This window comes from Polaromonas sp. (assembly GCF_029945895.1).
GTDB lineage: Bacteria > Pseudomonadota > Gammaproteobacteria > Burkholderiales > Burkholderiaceae_C > Polaromonas.
Genome location: NZ_JAQSDL010000090.1, coordinates 108,237 through 122,898, shown reverse-complemented (window position 1 = coordinate 122,898; position 14,662 = coordinate 108,237). Strand labels below are relative to the sequence as shown.

The following is a 14,662-nucleotide window of genomic DNA, read 5'->3' as shown; positions in this document are numbered from 1 at the left end:
CAGCCCGGCCCTTGGGGGTCAGGCGGCCCGCAACATCGCCTCCGGCGTGTCGTTGACCGTGGTCCGGCGCAGTTCACGCCGCTCATTGATGTCGTAACGGCGCCCGCGGTGCAGGGTGGCGCGGTTGTCCCACATCACCAGGTCGCCGACCTGCCACGCGTGGCTGTAAACGCGCTCGCGCTGGGTCGCGTGTTCCAGCAGGTCCTGCAGGTACATGCGGCTTTCCGCCGTCGGCCAGCCCAGGATCTGGTGCGCGTGCACGCCGACATACAGCACCTTGCGACCCGAACCCGGGTGGGTATCAGCCAGCGGCCAGACCGCCGGCGGGATTTCCTTTTTCTGGTCATCGGTGTAGGCGTCGTCGCCCAGCAAAATGCGCGTATGCAGCGCGTAGTGCTCGGCTTTCAGATCCTGAATCTCGGCCCGGGTGCGTTCATCGAGGGTGTCATAGGCATCGCGCAAGTCGGCGAACTCGGTGGTTCCGCCCCAACTCGGGGTGACCACACAATGCAGCATCGAATAAGCCGCACGCGGGTTCATGAAGGAGCTGTCGCTGTGCCACAACTGATTGGCAAAGTTCGACAGGTTCTTGGGCGAGTCGCGCTTGGCTACATTGCCCTGCGCATCGACGTTGGAGATGTCGATCAGGCGCTCGTCCTCCAGCCGCTCGGGCCGCTTGAAGACGCGCTTGAGGCCAATGTCCAGCGGTCCAAAGTTTTTGGCGAAATTGAGCTGCTGCTGTGCGGTCAGCGGCTGGCCGCGCCAGAGCAGCACGGCATATTCGTTCATCGCCGCATTGATGGCGCGCACGTCCTCTCCCGTCAGCGGCTGGGTCAGGTCCAGGCCGCTGGCCTCGGCGAAAAAGACAGGGTGAAGGGGTTTGAGTTGAAGGCTCATGGGGTACTCACTCGATCTGGATTTTGGCTTCGGTGATGACCTTGCCCCATTTTTTCATCTCGGCGGCAAGAAAGGTGTCGAACTGATCCGGCGTCGAGCCGACGACTTTGAGGCCGTACTCCTTTGCGCGCGCCTGGACTTCCGGGCTGGCCAGCGCCTTGACGGTATCGGCCTGGATCTTGCGGACCACAGACTTGGGCGTGCCCGAGGGCACCACAAAACCCAGCAGCGCGCCGACGTTGAAGCCGGGAATGGTCTCGGCGACGGTGGGGTAGTCGTGGCCGGCGACACGTTTGTCACCCATGGTGGCGATGATCTTCATCCGGCCGCCCTGTACATAAGGCAGGATGGACAGGAACGGATCGACCACCAGGTCCAGCCGGCCGCCCATGAGTTCGGTGTGCGCGGGTGCGCTGCCTTTCATGGCGATGTGCTGCATGGTGAAGCCGGCCTCACGCTGCAGCAACTCGGCACCCAGGTGGGTGGTGCTGCCGGCGCCCGGCGTGCCGTAGTTGAGCTTGCCCGGGTTCTTCTTGCCGTATTCGATCAATTCTTTCAGGGTGTTGAAAGGCGCGTCCGGACGGGCGACGATGGCGAGCTGCATGTCGAACAGCTGGGTGACGCCCGAGAGGTCTTTCAAGGTGTCATAAGGCAGTTGTTTGCGCAGCGAGGGATTCACCGCCAGCGATGAATTCACCATGCCGATGGTCATGCCGTCCGCCGCCGACTTGGCAACGAAGTCGGCGCCGATGGCGGTGCCCGCACCCGGCTTGTAATCGATGATCACCGGCTGCCCCCAGGTGTCCTGCAGGTTTTTGGCCAGAATGCGGCCGACGGTGTCGGTAGGGCCGCCGGGCGGAAACGGAATGATGATCTTGACCGGAGCGGTCGGCCAGGTCTGGGCCATGGCGGGGGCGCCTAAAGTGAAAGCAAGGGCGGCCATCGCCATACCGGTGAAAAGCTTGATCAAGCGCATGTTTGTCTCCTGTAATTCATGAAATAATGGAATACTGTTTCACAATAATATGATAAAAATCAATAAAATGAAACATTGTTTCAAAATAACATGGAATTTTGAGCTATGAGCGAGCTCCCTGCCAGGGATGAAGTCAGCGCGCTGGCCCGCGGCCTGGCCTTGCTGCGCGTGGTCGCCGACGCCAGCGAGCCGCTGTCCAACCGTGACATGGCGGACCGCACGGGGCTGCCCAAGGCCACCGTGTCGCGGCTGGCAGCCACCTTGCAATCGGCCGGCTTTCTGCGCGCGATGGCCGGCGAGCGTTATGCGCTCGGCCCCGCTGCCCTGCACCTGGGCAATGCCTACCTGCGCAGCTTTGACTTCCGCCAGCAGGCGCGGCTGCACCTCGCCGGGCTGGCTGAAGCAGCCGGCGCCAATGTGCATCTTGGCGTGCGCGATGGGCTGGACATCCTGCTGATCGACACCCTGCGTCCGCAGTCGGCCCTGATCCTGTCGCGCATGGATGTGGGCTCGCGCATGACGATCGCCACCTCGGCAGCGGGCCGTGCCTATCTGGCGGCCTTGCCGGCCACGGAGCGCAGCGCCTTGCTGGCGGACATCCGGGCGGCCAGCGGCGACGCCTGGCCGGACGTTGAAAAACGCCTTGAGGCGGCCTTTGCGGAATATGCGCAGGCGGGCTACTGCAGCTCCTTCGGCGAATGGCATCCCGACATCCACGCGCTGGGGTTTGTGATGCATGGTCCGCAAGGCGAGCTGTACGCAGCCAGCGTGGGCGGGCCGGCCTATATGCTGAGCAAGCAGATGCTGCTGGACAAGGTCGGGCCCCAGCTACTGCAGGTGCAGCGCGCCATCGAACACGAAGCCGGCCTGGTCTGACGCGGCGCTACTTTGCGGCGCCGTCAGCGCTGCGTCCCAGCCGTTCCAGCAACACATACAGGCAGATCCCGCCGGCCAGCGGCAGCAGGTAATACAGTGCGCGATAAGCCAGCACCGCACCCATCAGCGCACCCTGGCGCACGCTGCCGCCCAACAGCACCAGGTACACCGCTTCCAGCACGCCCAGCCCGCCCGGGATCGGAATCACCACGCCAATCACCGAAGCCGCCATCAGCACACTCAGCGCCGTGCCGTAGGGCACCTGGCGATTGAGCAGCAAATACATGGCCGCCCCCATCAGGGCCCAGTTGGTCGCCGAAACGGCAAGCTGCACCAGGGCGATCCGGGGTGAAGGCAAATGCAGGCGTTTGCCGCGCACCTTCCACTCGCGCCCCTTTGTCAGGGCGCAGGCCACTACGTAGGCAATCACCAGCAGCACCATCACGCCGCCCAGCGCGCGCAGGGTTCCGCTGGCCATGTGCGCCTGTGCCGGGGGCTCGATGACGCCAGCCGCAAACAGGCTGCCCGCCAGCAGGCCGTAGCCCAGCCAGTTGGTGGCCAGGCTGATGCCGACCACCTGCGCAATCGTGGCTTCATCCAGACCGGCACGTGCATAAAGGCGCGCACGCAAGGCCATGCCGCCGACGAGGGAGCCGAGGTTGAGATTGAAGGCGTAGCTGGCGACCGCTATAGCCCAAGTCCGCCAGCGCGAAAGGTGATGCCGGGTGTGGTGGCGACCAATCAGGTCAAAGCAGCCATACAGCACATGGCTGGCTGTGGCCAGGCCCAGCACCGCCAGCAACAGCCAGGGGGAATACTGCTTGAGCGCGTGCCAGGCGCCGGCCCAGTCCACCTTGTGGGCATGCGAAATCAGCAGACCCAGGACCAGCACCCCGAACAGCGGCACCAGCCAGCGCCGCAACCGCGGCCAGAGGCGTGAAGCGGCCGCAGGAAGCGTATCGAGGCTTGGGGCGGCATCACTGACCATGGCGCTTATTGTTGCCGCGCCCGGACGGCGGCCGCGAGCGCCCGCTGCGCTTGTTTTTGTAGGCCTAAACGTACGGGTGGGGAACGGATGGGGCTTGGCTGCGCGCGCGGCCGCCGCTGTCCCGGTGTATAAACAGGACCCCCGGTGCCGCGCGCTGCTGTCAGCAGCCCCGGCCCCTCGACACAACAGCAAGGATTTCAAGCATGGGCGCGCAGTGGAAAGCAAAAGGCAAGGAACTGGCAGCCAATGCCAAGGGCAAACTCTTTGGCAGGCTGGCCAAGGACATCATGATCGCGGCGCGCAACGGCGCCGACCCGGCGTCCAACGCCCGCCTGCGGCTGGTGGTCGAGCAGGCCCGCAAGGTCTCCATGCCCAAGGACACGCTGGAGCGCGCCATCAAGAAGGGCGCCGGCCTCACGGGAGATGTGGTTCACTACGAACACGTGATCTATGAAGGTTTCGCACCCCACCGCGTGCCCGTCATGGTCGAATGCCTGACCGACAACCTGAACCGCACCGCGCCTGAAATGCGCGTATTGTTCCGCAAGGGACAGCTGGGCACCTCGGGCTCCGTGTCCTGGGATTTCGACCACGTCGGCATGATCGAGGCCGAGCCCGCGGCAGCCGGCGCCGACCCCGAGCTGGCCGCGATTGAAGCCGGCGCCCAGGACTTCGAGCCCGGCGATGAAGACGGCACCACGCTGTTTCTGACCGACGCGACCGACCTCGACCTGGTCAGCCGCGCGCTGCCGGCCCAGGGCTTTACCGTCCTGTCGGCCAAACTCGGCTACAAGGCCAAAAATCCTGTAGACCCGGCCAGCCTGAGCGCTGCGGACCTGGAAGAAGTGGAAGCCTTCCTGGCCGCCATCGACGCCAACGACGATGTGCAGAACGTGTTTGCGGGCCTGGGGGGTTGAAGCGGGTGCCCGGCCCAAATCAGGGAAAATGGCTGACGATTCGCGCTAACCCAAAAAACACCCATGACCGACACGATTGAACGCCCCCTTCTCCCCGACCACCTGTCCGCAGACCCGCGCAGTCCGCACCACGTCGCCGCCGTTTTCGAGCACGACATCGGCATCCGCTTCAACGACAAGGAGCGCTCGGATGTGGAGGAGTACTGCATCAGCGAACGCTGGATCAAGGTGCCCGCCGGCAAGGCACTGGACCGCAAAGGCCAGCCGCTGATGATCAAGCTCAAGGGCAAGGTCGAGGCGTTTTACAAATAGACCTTCAAGGGTGTCGGTTCATGGGACCCGGCCAGCGGGCCAGCGCCCTGCCCTGTTCACGCGCCGCACTTTAGCCGGCTTGCGCGCCCCATCCCTTCGAGCCCATGATTCCACCGAGCAGGCCTGAGCCCGGCCATCTGCGAGCCTCCAGCCCCAGGATCTTCAGCCGCATCTGGTGGCTGGCTTTCCTGCCCGCCAGAACCGGCATCGACCTGCGCGAGCGCATGCGCCTGGTGGTCGGCGCCCTGCTGGGCATGCTGCTGACCGGCCTGGCTTGCCACCTCGCGGGGGCAGGCATGCCGCCCGGCCTGCCCTGGCTGGTGGCGCCGCTGGGCGCAAGCGCCGTGCTGATCTTCGCCGTTCCGGCGAGTCCGATGGCGCAACCCTGGCCCGTGATCGGTGGCAACACCGTGTCGGCCCTGGTGGGCATTGCGGGCGTTCATGGCATGCATCTGCTGGGCGCACCGGAGCTGGCGGCGGCGCTCGCAGTGGCCACGGCGATTGCCGTGATGCTGGCCTTGCGCTGCCTGCATCCGCCGGGGGGCGCCACCGCACTGATGATGGTGCTGGGCGGCATTTCAGACCCGCTGTTCCCGCTGTTTCCGATCATGCTCAATTCGGCCTTGCTGGTGCTCGCCGGTATTGCCTTCAACAATGCCACCCGCAGGCCCTACCCACACATGCAGGTATCGCCCCCCGGCGGCGCCATCTCCCGGGAGGAGCGGCAGCTCGATGCTGACCTGGATGCGGTCATTGGCCACTACAACCAGGTTCTGGACGTCAGCCGTGACGACCTGCGCACCCTGCTGGCGCAGGCCCAGATGCGTGCCTATGACCGCAAGCTGGCCGAGATCCGCTGCGCGGACATCATGTCCCGTGAGCTGGTGACGGTGGAGTCCGGCACGCCGCTGCAGCAAGCCTGGGCGCTGCTGCGCGATCGCCGGATCAAGGCTCTGCCCGTGGTCGACAAAAGCTTTCGCATCGCCGGCATCATCACGCTGGCAGATTTTCTGCGTGCGGCCGAGCTGGACGTCTACGACGGATTTGACGAGAAGCTGCGCAAGCTGGTGCGCCTGACCCGCAGCGCCTATGCCGCCAAACCGGAAGTGGTGGGCCAGATCATGACCCGCAACGTGCGGGTGGCCGCCATGGAACGGCACCTGATCGACCTGCTGCCGCTGTTTGCCAGCACCGGCCACCACCACATTCCGATCATCGGCAACGGCGAGCAGCTGGTGGGCATGATCACCCAGTCGGACCTGGTGGCCGCACTCGGCCGCGCGGCGGACCCCACCGCCTGATTTTTCTGGCGAATTCGCCATAGCTACCGCTGACTCCACGTGTCCAGAACTGTCATGGATGGATCGCACGCATTCCATTCATGACAACGAGCGGCGGCGTTGATTGACAGGAGCCCACCCGGCAAGCCTGATTCGTTTTTTTGCGAATACATCACATCATGATATAAAACGCTAAACTGGATGAAATCCAGCCACGTCCGCCAACGTCTGCCATCTGGCGGGCAGATGTCATTTATGAAACTCAATATTCTGTCTGATCTGCATCTCAGCCGCGGTGCATTGGATGTACCGCGCAACGATGCCGATGTCGTCATTCTGGCAGGGGACATCGCCCGCCCGAAGGAAGCGGTTTCATGGGCCTTGGAGTTTGCCAAACCAGTGCTTTACGTTCCCGGGAACCACGAGTTCTACGACGGCAGCATTGTGGGGGCCGCAGCTGAACTCAAAAAACTGTGCGCCGGAACGGCTATTCACGTACTCGACAATGACCAGGTCATTCTCGAAGGGGTGCGCTTTCTGGGGACCACGCTGTGGACTGATTTCATGCTCCGGCCTGACGGCGAGGAACGTACGCTGGCAATGCAGGAAGCGCAACGTTTCATGCGTGATTTCAACAAAATTCATATCGACGAGGCCGCGCCGAGACTGTTCACGCCTGATGACGCCGCCGCCCTGTGTCGCGCTGACGTCCACTGGCTTGAAAGCCGGCTGGCCGAGCCCCATGCGGGGCCGACAGTCGTCATCACGCACCATGCACCTTCGCGCCAAAGCATTCATTCGCGGTTTGCCGGCTCACTGCTCAATGGATGTTTTGTATCCGATCTGCAGCATCTGGCTGACGTTCAGCGCACTCAATTGTGGGTGCACGGTCACACCCACGACAGTTTTGACTATCTGCTCAACGGTACGCGGGTGGTCTGCAACCCGCGGGGCTATGCGACAGACGGGGTGAATGAAAACCCCTTGTTTGACAGCAATTTCATGGTTCAAATCGGGCCTCTGAAGCAAAGCGAGCAGGAGTAGATCGGATGCGCACATGGTTCTCAAAGCGACTCGGTGATGGGGTTCTGGCTTACGCCCCGAAGGATCAGATCCAGGACATGTTCCCGGCTGTGTTCGCCGCAGCCGGCCGACCTGCGGACATGGCTGTTTTTACGCGGCATGAATTGGAAGGACGCCTGCAATGCGAGGTACTGGCGTATTTCTCGCCAGCGGCCGAAGGGATTGCCCGGCAACTGGGCGCGCAAGCGTGCGAAAAACCTTTTCGTACCGAACTTGACTTGCTGGCCGGCGAGCCGGGCTGCTGGTCGGTGTTGTTTCCTGAAGGGCAATAGCCATGAGCGATAAGCGTTTCCAGGACTGGGATCCGAAGTCAGCCGCGGTGCTGCGCGATCAGCGCGCTGCCTTTGACGAGATGCGTGAGCGCTGCCCGGTGGCCTACAGTGACTTGCTGGGCTGGTCGCTCTTTCGGCACGAGGACATTGTCCGCGTCCTGAATGACCCCATCACGTTCAGCAGCGTGGTCTCCCGAAATCTCTCGGTTCCCAACGGCATGGACCCCCCCGAACACGGCCAATACCGCCGCCTGATTGAGCCCTATTTCGCGCCGCATGCCATGCAGACGTTCGAGCCCCAATGCCGCAGCCTCGCCGCCGATCTGGTGCGCTCGCTGCAGGGGCGCGCAGGGCTGGATCTGATGGCTGATTTTGCCCAGCCATTTGCGGTCCGGGTGCAATGCGCGTTTCTCGGCTGGCCAGCCAGCATGCACGAGCCACTGCGCTCGTGGGCGCAAAAGAACCACGCTGCCACCTTTGCCCAGGACCGGCCGGCCATGGCCGATCTTGCCCAGGAATTCGCCGGTTATGTCATGGGGTTGCTGAAATTGCGCCGCGACGCCGGTATCCCTGGCAACCAGGATGTCATCACCCGCTTGACCAGCCAACCCGTCAAGGGCCGACAGTTAAATGACGAAGAGATCATCAGCATCTTGCGCAACTGGACGGTCGGCGAGATCAGCACGATCGCGGCGGCGGTCGGCGTTGTGGCGCAGTATCTGGCGGAGCACACCGATGTGCAGCAACAACTGCGCACGCAGCCAACCTTGCTGCCCGACGCCATTGAAGAGATTTTGCGGATGTACGGCCCGCTGCTGGCGAACCGGCGCGTCACCACGCGCGCCGTTGAGATCGGCGGGCGCACCATCAACGCCGGGGAGCGGATTTCCCTGAACTGGGTTGCGGCCAATCGGGATGGCCGTGTCTTCACCGATCCACAGTCATTCCGGCTGGACCGCGAGGCAAGCGCCAATCTGCTGTACGGCGCGGGTATCCACGTCTGTCCCGGGGCGCCACTGGCACGCATGGAGTTGCAGGTAGCGGTGCGGTCACTGCTTGACGGCACCACCGGCATCGACCCGATTGCAGAGCGCCCGCCAACCAACGCGGTTTATCCGGCGTCCGGCTTTGCCACCTTACCCCTCCGCATCACGTTTCCATCGCCACCCGCCGCCCACCAGCGATGACTTCGCCAGGCACCGATAGCGCACCAGGCGCGCGCCCGGTCAGGCCCGGACTGCAAACGCGCCTGCGGACTGATCTGGCCGGCATGGCACCGGCGTATTTCGGGCTGGTGATGGCCACCGGCATCGTCTCCATTGCTGCCCATCTAAAGGGCTGGCCACAGCTTGCGCGTACGCTTTTTTACCTGAACAACGTGATGTATGTGGTCTTGTGGCTGTTGACGCTGGGACGCCTGCTGTGGTTTCCCCGGCGCTTTTTCAGTGACCTGATCGATCATTTGCGCGGCCCCGGATTTTTTACCATGGTGGCCGGTACCGGTGTCCTCGGAGCGCAGCATGTGTTGTTGCTTGCCGACTACCGCATCGGGCTGCTGCTGTGGATGGTGGCGCTGGTGTTGTGGCTGGGGCTGACCTATGCGATCTTTACGGCCCTCACCGTCAAGGAACACAAGCCGGCACTGGACAAAGGCATCAGCGGCGCCTGGCTGCTGGCGGTGGTGGCGACACAATCGGTTGCCGTGCTGGCTGCCATGCTGGCAGCGCATGTGGCTCAGCCCTATCGGCTGGAGATGAACTTTCTGGCGCTGTCGATGTGGCTGTGGGGCGGCATGCTGTACATCTGGATGATGTCGCTGATTTTCTATCGCTACACCTTCTTCCAGTTCGCACCGGGGGATCTGTCGCCGCCCTACTGGATCAACATGGGCGCCATGGCAATCTCGACGCTTGCCGGGTCGCTGCTGATCATCAATGCGCCCGATGCGCCCTTCCTGCTGTCCCTGCTGCCCTTTCTCAAAGGATTTACCGTGTTCTATTGGGCCACCGGCACCTGGTGGATTCCGATGCTGCTATTGCTGAGCATCTGGCGCCACGTTTACAAGCGGTTTCCGGTGCGCTACGACCCACTGTACTGGGGTGCGGTGTTCCCACTCGGCATGTACGCAACCGGCACCCACCAGATGTTGCACGCGATGGAATTTGAATTTCTGGAATTTTTACCCCCACTCTTTTTGGTCGTGGCGCTGGTGGCCTGGAGCCTTGCGTTCATGGGCCTGCTGCTCGATCTGCTGCGGCGTTTTGACTTGCTGCGTTCGCTTGCCCCTGTTGCCGAAGAACATTCATGAATCCAGGCACTAGCTGATGACCCACCTTCGCACTCGCGCCGTCCATGCCGGGCAGCACCCTGACCCGGGCAGCGGCGCCATTGCCACACCCATCAGCCAGACGACCGCATTTGGCTACCGCACGCTGGAGCGGGGCGCGGCCATCTTCGCGGGCGAGGCGCCGGGCTACCGTTACAGCCGCTTTGCCAACCCCACCGTGGCAGCGCTGGAAATCAAGATGGCCGACCTGGAAGGCGCGCAGGCGGCAGTGGCTTTTGCCAGCGGCACCGCGGCCACATCTTCAGTGGTGCTGGGACTGCTCAACCCGGGGGATGAAATAGCGTTCCTCGGGCCGCTGTATGGCGGCACTGAGGGGCTTTTTCGCTCGTTGGGCGAGCGCTTCGGCATCCGGGTTGTAGACGCCACGCAGCAAGGCCTGGCGGCCAGCCTGACTCCAGCCACGCGCATGGTGTGGGTGGAGACACTGACCAACCCCAGCCTGCACCTGCATGATCTGGCCGAAGTGGCCGCCATAGCCAGGGAGCGCGGCGTGCTCACGGTGGCCGACAACACTTTCTGCACGCCGTGCCTGGCGCGGCCCTTGGAGCACGGCATTGACCTGGTGATGCATTCCATGACCAAGTACCTGGGCGGGCATGGCGACGCGACCGGTGGCATCGTGGCGGGCCCGACGGCCTTGATCGCATCGGTGCGCCAGACCGGTCTGGGCCATGTGGGGGGCAACCTGTCGCCACAGGAGGCGTTTCTATTCCTGCGCGGCATCAAGACGCTGCCGTTGCGCATGGCGGCGCACTGCCAGGGCGCGGCGGCGGTGGCCCATTTCCTTGCGGGCCACCCCGCGGTGGGGGTGGTGCACTATCCGGGTCTTGCCAGTCACCCGCAGCATGCGCTGGCGCGGCGCCTGTTGCAGGGCGGCTTTGGCGGCATGGTGGCTTTCGAGCTGGTGCGCAACGAGCGCTCTGCGGCTGCGGCCGTATTGAACCGGCTGGCGCTATTCACCCAGGCGGTCTCGTTGGGTGACGTGGACAGTCTGGCCTGCCATCCAGCGAGCACCACGCACAGCTTTGTCACAGCCGAGGTGCGGGCGCAAAACGGTATTACCGAAGGACTGATCCGGCTCAGCGTGGGTATAGAGCATCCAGACGACCTGATTGCTGATCTGGAAAATGCATTGAAAGCAGGTGATGCTGGCTAAACGCCAACGGTGAAACGGCGTTGTGGGCCAGGTCGCATGCGGGCCAGGGTGGTCCGGTCGATGAGGATATTCCTGGTTTTTCTGTGGCTGGTTTCAGCGTGATTTATCCGCGGTCAAAAGCCCTTACGTCGGGTACGACGAAACGGCCACGCAAGGAAAGCAACTCGGCCCGGTGCAAACCCGCAAGCTTGTTGATCGCTTTTTCGCCTTCCCTCAGAAGATGAATTTCAATCCGTCGCCGGTCGTCAGAGGAACGACGGCGTTCGACAAAACCCAGCTTCTCGCAGCGTGAGATCAGCGCGACCACGCCGTGCTGTTGCGCCTGCAGGCGATCCGCCAGCTCACCGACGGTGGCCCAGTCGCGACCAGGATAACCTTTGACATGCAGCAACAGCAGATACTGCAAAGGCGTCAGGCCGTGCTGGCGGGTAACCTCCTCGCTGAAACGTTCAAACTTCCGAATCTCGTAACGAAAATCAGACAGTATTTGAAAATCATGTTTATCGAGCGGCGGTGTGTTGAGCTTCGGTTCGGCCATTTCCATCCTAAATCGCTATGAGCTGGCATTTTCCCATCCCCCACCCGATCGATGCGCCGCAGCAGGAATCGCGCGCGGTACTTCGCAGTGCCGGATCGTCAGCGGATCAGGACAATTTGCATCAGTATCAGCCACATGAACAGCCCGGCACCGGCAATCACCGTCGCCATCTGGAACGCTTTGACATCTTCGCGCATGGAGAACAATGCGAACACACCGCGATAGATCAACCCGACTGAACAGAGCAGACCCAGAGCCCCAACGACAACTCCGACCGCCAGACTCGGCACGAACAGGGTCAGCGAAGAGATCCACAGGGGAACAGGCGCAATCGCTGCCAGGGTGAAACATGCGTGGTAGTCGGTCGTCATATTGTTGGCTCTGGCAACCAGGTGAATCAACCACGCCATGATGGGAACAGTAAGCAACTCGGCAAGAAAGAATATCCCGGCCGCCACATGCCATTGTTCAGGTGTCACGCCCCGAACAAAAACCTCGCCGTAGCTCCCTCCGGCGTAATAGATCATCGCTGGGGGCAACAAGGACAGAGGCAAAACGACCAACGCGAACAGGCGCGCAATGGATGGATGAAACCGGATCAGATCATCCCAACCCTCGGAGAAGGAAAAAATCATCCTGGGTATCTGCAGGACATTCATGGCGAGCTCCCTTGCCGGGTAGGGGTCCCGACCTTGTCGACGGATTAATAAACAAGCCGCTGAGATGGATTGGCAATCAGCTCCACAAATATATCATGTTGTGATGTATTTGCAAGAGTGACCCCATCAAGCCGGCCCTCCTGTGAAACGGATTTTTGGACGCGCACAAGCTGACCGGCGTGTCGCTGCCGGTCGATGGCGGCTGGACAGCGGCAGTAGCGGCGCCGCCGGGCACACAGGGCCTGGACGGACTTGCGCATCTGCCAAAAATGAAATGAAAAACCTCTGTAGCCCAACAAGGGCGGGCGCAGGCAGCTACTTATCCGATAGCAGCTGAAGGCGGCGTCCGGGTTCACCGAGGCAGGCGGACTCATCTGCGGCAGGGCCTCACTACACGTATTCGCTAATGGCTGGCGTCGAACCTTCCTCCACAATCGGTCCGCATGAGCAGCCCCGACGATCATCTGGAAACATTGCACACGCTGCAGCTGGCCTTCAACCTGGCCCCGGTCGGTATGTGCGTTTCGCGCCAGCGGATCGTGGAGCTCTGCAACGAGACCTTCGCGCGCCAGTTCGGCTACGAGGTCGAGGAGCTGCTGGGAAAACCACTGGCGCTGCTGTACCCGTCGATGGACGAGTTCACGCATGTCGGCAACCTGGGGCTGCCCGTCATGCGGGAAAAAGGCACTTACAACGACGAGCGCATCATGCGGCGCCGCGACGGATCGCTGTTCTGGTGCCATGTGGCCGGCCGCGCGCTGGACCGCTCGGACCCCTTCGCCTGCGCGGTGTGGATGTTTGAGGATATTTCGGAGCGCCGCCCGGTGACCACCAGCCTGACCCTGCGCGAACGTGAGATCGCCCAGCACCTGGTGACCGGCTCGACCAGCAAGCAGATCGCGCGGGTGCTGGGCATCAGCCCGCGCACGATTGAAGCCCATCGCGGCCGGTTGATGAAGAAATACGAAGCGGCCACCCATGGCGAACTGGTGGCACGCCTGGTCGGTGGCGCCTGAGAGGCTGCCCTATTTCAGCAGCTTGCCGCTGCTGCCGATCACGGTGACCTCCACATAACGCGAGCCCACCCGGTTGTCTGCGGAGTAAGCGACCGAGGTGCCTCCCAGGTCGAAGTTGTTCATGCTTTCGAGCGCCTTCACCACTTTCGCGCGGGTCGGTTTCGGGCCGGCGCGCCGCAGGCCTTCCACCAGCACCTTGGCGCCCAGGAACTGCTCGAAGCTGGTGTAGTTGACCAGTTCATTCGGCGCATACTTCTTGAGCAGGGCCTGGTATTCGCGAACCACCGGCAGGCTGGGCATGAAGGGATAAGGCACCACCTGGCTGACACCGAGTCCGTGCGCGTTCTTCAGCCCGGCCAGCCTGACGATTTCAGCCGGGTCCACCACCGAGATGTTGTAAAGCTGGGCACCACCGCCCGCTTCCCGGTAACGCTTGACGAAGGCCGATGTGGGCCGGTTCACCGAAATCATGATCACCGCCTGGGCATCCGAGGCCTTCACCTGCCTCACGGCCTCGTCCACCTTGTCGGTGTTGCGTTCATAAGGCGCGGCAACCGACAGCGTGAGCTTGCGTTTGGCCAGCGCCTTCTGCACCCCCTCGAGCCCGGCCTTGCCAAAACCGTCGTCCTGGTACATGACGGCAATACGCGTCATGCCCAGGGTGGTGACCTGCTGCACCATGTGTTCGGTCTCGTCGGCATAACCGGCACGCACATGGAAAATCCAGGGGTTGAACGGACTGCGCAGCGGCTCACCGCCGGTGTATGGCGCCACCAGGGCTGCACCACCCTGCTCGAGCACGCCGTCGGCCAGCAGCTTGCCGACATTCGATGTCCCGGCAAAACCATAAAGCGCCACCACCTCGGGGTTGGCCAGTGCCTCCCGGGTCAGGCGCACGGTTTCCTCCACCTTGTAGCCGTCATCGGCGACGAGTACCCGGATTTTCTGGCCGTGCACGCCGCCGGTGGCGTTGATGTGGCTGAAGTAGATCTGGCCACCCAGCACCATCTGCTTGCCGGTGCTGGCCAGCACTCCGGTCAGCGGCGCCAGCTGGCTGATGACGATGTCGGCCGCCATGGCCGCGGTTTGCAGCAGCGCCAGTGCCAGCGCGCAGGCCGTTCGGCCAAGGGCCTGTGTCAATGCCTTGTTCATGCTTGTCTCCATTGTTTTCGTCCGATATCCAGGAGGGCAAGCGTAGGGCTGAGGTACCCCGTGCGCCAGACGTAGTGTTACTCCATGGGGCATACCATGAGGTGTTTCTACGCTATGGCCGCCGCCCACGGCACGGCCTATCCTTGCGGCTTTGCACAGAATTCCGGAGCAGTTTTTGCCACACCTCACCCTC

Annotated in this window: 17 protein-coding genes; 11 read left to right on the top strand and 6 right to left on the bottom strand. The window is 62.8% G+C overall.

Annotated features, from left to right (window positions below):
- Nucleotides 1-18: 18 nt before the first annotated feature.
- Entirely contained in the window at nt 19-897 is an 879-nt protein-coding gene (locus PSV33_RS13130; protein ID WP_300562500.1) for a TauD/TfdA family dioxygenase, read from the bottom strand.
- Nucleotides 898-904: 7 nt separating this feature from the next.
- Nucleotides 905-1,873 carry a tripartite tricarboxylate transporter substrate binding protein gene (locus PSV33_RS13125; RefSeq protein ID WP_300562497.1) on the bottom strand — a complete coding sequence of 323 codons (969 nt, stop codon included), beginning with the start codon at nt 1,871-1,873 and terminating at the stop codon, nt 905-907.
- A gap of 105 nt (nt 1,874-1,978) precedes the next feature.
- Here PSV33_RS13125 and PSV33_RS13120 point away from each other — a divergent pair, with 105 nt between their 5' ends.
- Entirely contained in the window at nt 1,979-2,749 is a 771-nt protein-coding gene (locus tag PSV33_RS13120; RefSeq protein WP_300562495.1) for an IclR family transcriptional regulator, read from the top strand.
- 7 nt (nt 2,750-2,756) lie between these two features.
- On the opposite strand, the gene PSV33_RS13115 is transcribed toward PSV33_RS13120, so the two are convergent.
- Entirely contained in the window at nt 2,757-3,737 is a 981-nt protein-coding gene (locus PSV33_RS13115) for a lysylphosphatidylglycerol synthase domain-containing protein (protein ID WP_300562494.1), read from the bottom strand.
- A gap of 203 nt (nt 3,738-3,940) precedes the next feature.
- Here PSV33_RS13115 and PSV33_RS13110 point away from each other — a divergent pair, with 203 nt between their 5' ends.
- The 8 genes from PSV33_RS13110 to PSV33_RS13075 all read left to right on the top strand — a co-directional run bounded on the left by PSV33_RS13110 (nt 3,941) and on the right by PSV33_RS13075 (nt 11,104).
- Nucleotides 3,941-4,654: a YebC/PmpR family DNA-binding transcriptional regulator gene (locus tag PSV33_RS13110; protein ID WP_300562492.1), complete on the top strand. Its 714-nt coding sequence runs from the start codon at nt 3,941-3,943 to the stop codon at nt 4,652-4,654.
- A 63-nt stretch (nt 4,655-4,717) separates the two neighbouring features.
- The gene (locus PSV33_RS13105; protein ID WP_300562490.1) at nt 4,718-4,966 is read left to right on the top strand and encodes a DUF3297 family protein; all 249 of its coding nucleotides are present in this window, start codon (nt 4,718-4,720) and stop codon (nt 4,964-4,966) included.
- 104 nt (nt 4,967-5,070) lie between these two features.
- Nucleotides 5,071-6,267 (top strand): HPP family protein, encoded by a 1,197-nt coding sequence (locus PSV33_RS13100; protein WP_300562488.1) that lies wholly within the window; start codon nt 5,071-5,073, stop codon nt 6,265-6,267.
- Between the two features lie 234 nt (nt 6,268-6,501).
- Nucleotides 6,502-7,290, top strand: a complete 789-nt coding sequence (locus tag PSV33_RS13095) for a metallophosphoesterase (protein WP_300562486.1) — start codon at nt 6,502-6,504, stop codon at nt 7,288-7,290.
- A 5-nt stretch (nt 7,291-7,295) separates the two neighbouring features.
- Nucleotides 7,296-7,601, top strand: a complete 306-nt coding sequence (locus tag PSV33_RS13090; protein ID WP_300562484.1) for a hypothetical protein — start codon at nt 7,296-7,298, stop codon at nt 7,599-7,601.
- A 2-nt stretch (nt 7,602-7,603) separates the two neighbouring features.
- A complete protein-coding gene (locus PSV33_RS13085; protein WP_300562482.1) occupies nt 7,604-8,788 on the top strand; it encodes a cytochrome P450 in 1,185 nt (394 codons plus the stop codon).
- Entirely contained in the window at nt 8,785-9,909 is a 1,125-nt protein-coding gene (locus tag PSV33_RS13080; protein WP_300562480.1) for a tellurite resistance/C4-dicarboxylate transporter family protein, read from the top strand. Before PSV33_RS13085 ends, PSV33_RS13080 begins: the two co-directional genes overlap by 4 nt.
- A gap of 16 nt (nt 9,910-9,925) precedes the next feature.
- The gene (locus PSV33_RS13075) at nt 9,926-11,104 is read left to right on the top strand and encodes a PLP-dependent aspartate aminotransferase family protein (RefSeq protein ID WP_300562478.1); all 1,179 of its coding nucleotides are present in this window, start codon (nt 9,926-9,928) and stop codon (nt 11,102-11,104) included.
- A 103-nt stretch (nt 11,105-11,207) separates the two neighbouring features.
- Here the strand turns inward: PSV33_RS13075 and PSV33_RS13070 are convergent, their stop codons facing one another.
- Together PSV33_RS13070 and PSV33_RS13065 are read right to left on the bottom strand one after the other, a co-directional pair.
- On the bottom strand, nt 11,208-11,642 hold the full coding sequence (locus tag PSV33_RS13070) for a MarR family transcriptional regulator (protein WP_300562476.1): 435 nt from the start codon (nt 11,640-11,642) through the stop codon (nt 11,208-11,210).
- A gap of 98 nt (nt 11,643-11,740) precedes the next feature.
- Complete coding sequence (locus PSV33_RS13065; protein WP_300562474.1) at nt 11,741-12,301, bottom strand: Yip1 family protein; 561 nt, start codon at nt 12,299-12,301, stop codon at nt 11,741-11,743.
- Between the two features lie 155 nt (nt 12,302-12,456).
- On the opposite strand from PSV33_RS13065, the gene PSV33_RS13060 reads away from it, so the two are divergent.
- Both PSV33_RS13060 and PSV33_RS13055 read left to right on the top strand, forming a co-directional pair.
- Nucleotides 12,457-12,579: a hypothetical protein gene (locus PSV33_RS13060; protein ID WP_300562472.1), complete on the top strand. Its 123-nt coding sequence runs from the start codon at nt 12,457-12,459 to the stop codon at nt 12,577-12,579.
- A gap of 165 nt (nt 12,580-12,744) precedes the next feature.
- Complete coding sequence (locus PSV33_RS13055; RefSeq protein ID WP_300562471.1) at nt 12,745-13,317, top strand: LuxR C-terminal-related transcriptional regulator; 573 nt, start codon at nt 12,745-12,747, stop codon at nt 13,315-13,317.
- Between the two features lie 9 nt (nt 13,318-13,326).
- On the opposite strand, the gene PSV33_RS13050 is transcribed toward PSV33_RS13055, so the two are convergent.
- The gene (locus PSV33_RS13050) at nt 13,327-14,469 is read right to left on the bottom strand and encodes an ABC transporter substrate-binding protein (RefSeq protein WP_300562469.1); all 1,143 of its coding nucleotides are present in this window, start codon (nt 14,467-14,469) and stop codon (nt 13,327-13,329) included.
- Nucleotides 14,470-14,662 lie beyond the last annotated feature (193 nt).

Bases quoted from the DNA above. Each gene is read 5' to 3' on its own strand.
- PSV33_RS13065 (WP_300562474.1), bottom strand. From the start codon at position 12,301: ATGAATGTCCTGCAGATACCCAGGATGATTTTTTCCTTCTCCGAGGGT.
- PSV33_RS13110 (WP_300562492.1), top strand. From the start codon at position 3,941: ATGGGCGCGCAGTGGAAAGCAAAAGGCAAGGAACTGGCAGCCAATGCC.
- PSV33_RS13095 (WP_300562486.1), top strand. From the start codon at position 6,502: ATGAAACTCAATATTCTGTCTGATCTGCATCTCAGCCGCGGTGCATTG.
- PSV33_RS13125 (WP_300562497.1), bottom strand. From the start codon at position 1,873: ATGCGCTTGATCAAGCTTTTCACCGGTATGGCGATGGCCGCCCTTGCT.
- PSV33_RS13070 (WP_300562476.1), bottom strand. From the start codon at position 11,642: ATGGCCGAACCGAAGCTCAACACACCGCCGCTCGATAAACATGATTTT.
- PSV33_RS13075 (WP_300562478.1), top strand. From the start codon at position 9,926: ATGACCCACCTTCGCACTCGCGCCGTCCATGCCGGGCAGCACCCTGAC.
- PSV33_RS13050 (WP_300562469.1), bottom strand. From the start codon at position 14,469: ATGAACAAGGCATTGACACAGGCCCTTGGCCGAACGGCCTGCGCGCTG.
- PSV33_RS13085 (WP_300562482.1), top strand. From the start codon at position 7,604: ATGAGCGATAAGCGTTTCCAGGACTGGGATCCGAAGTCAGCCGCGGTG.
- PSV33_RS13115 (WP_300562494.1), bottom strand. From the start codon at position 3,737: ATGGTCAGTGATGCCGCCCCAAGCCTCGATACGCTTCCTGCGGCCGCT.
- PSV33_RS13105 (WP_300562490.1), top strand. From the start codon at position 4,718: ATGACCGACACGATTGAACGCCCCCTTCTCCCCGACCACCTGTCCGCA.
- PSV33_RS13120 (WP_300562495.1), top strand. From the start codon at position 1,979: ATGAGCGAGCTCCCTGCCAGGGATGAAGTCAGCGCGCTGGCCCGCGGC.
- PSV33_RS13130 (WP_300562500.1), bottom strand. From the start codon at position 897: ATGAGCCTTCAACTCAAACCCCTTCACCCTGTCTTTTTCGCCGAGGCC.
- PSV33_RS13080 (WP_300562480.1), top strand. From the start codon at position 8,785: ATGACTTCGCCAGGCACCGATAGCGCACCAGGCGCGCGCCCGGTCAGG.
- PSV33_RS13090 (WP_300562484.1), top strand. From the start codon at position 7,296: ATGCGCACATGGTTCTCAAAGCGACTCGGTGATGGGGTTCTGGCTTAC.
- PSV33_RS13055 (WP_300562471.1), top strand. From the start codon at position 12,745: ATGAGCAGCCCCGACGATCATCTGGAAACATTGCACACGCTGCAGCTG.
- PSV33_RS13100 (WP_300562488.1), top strand. From the start codon at position 5,071: ATGATTCCACCGAGCAGGCCTGAGCCCGGCCATCTGCGAGCCTCCAGC.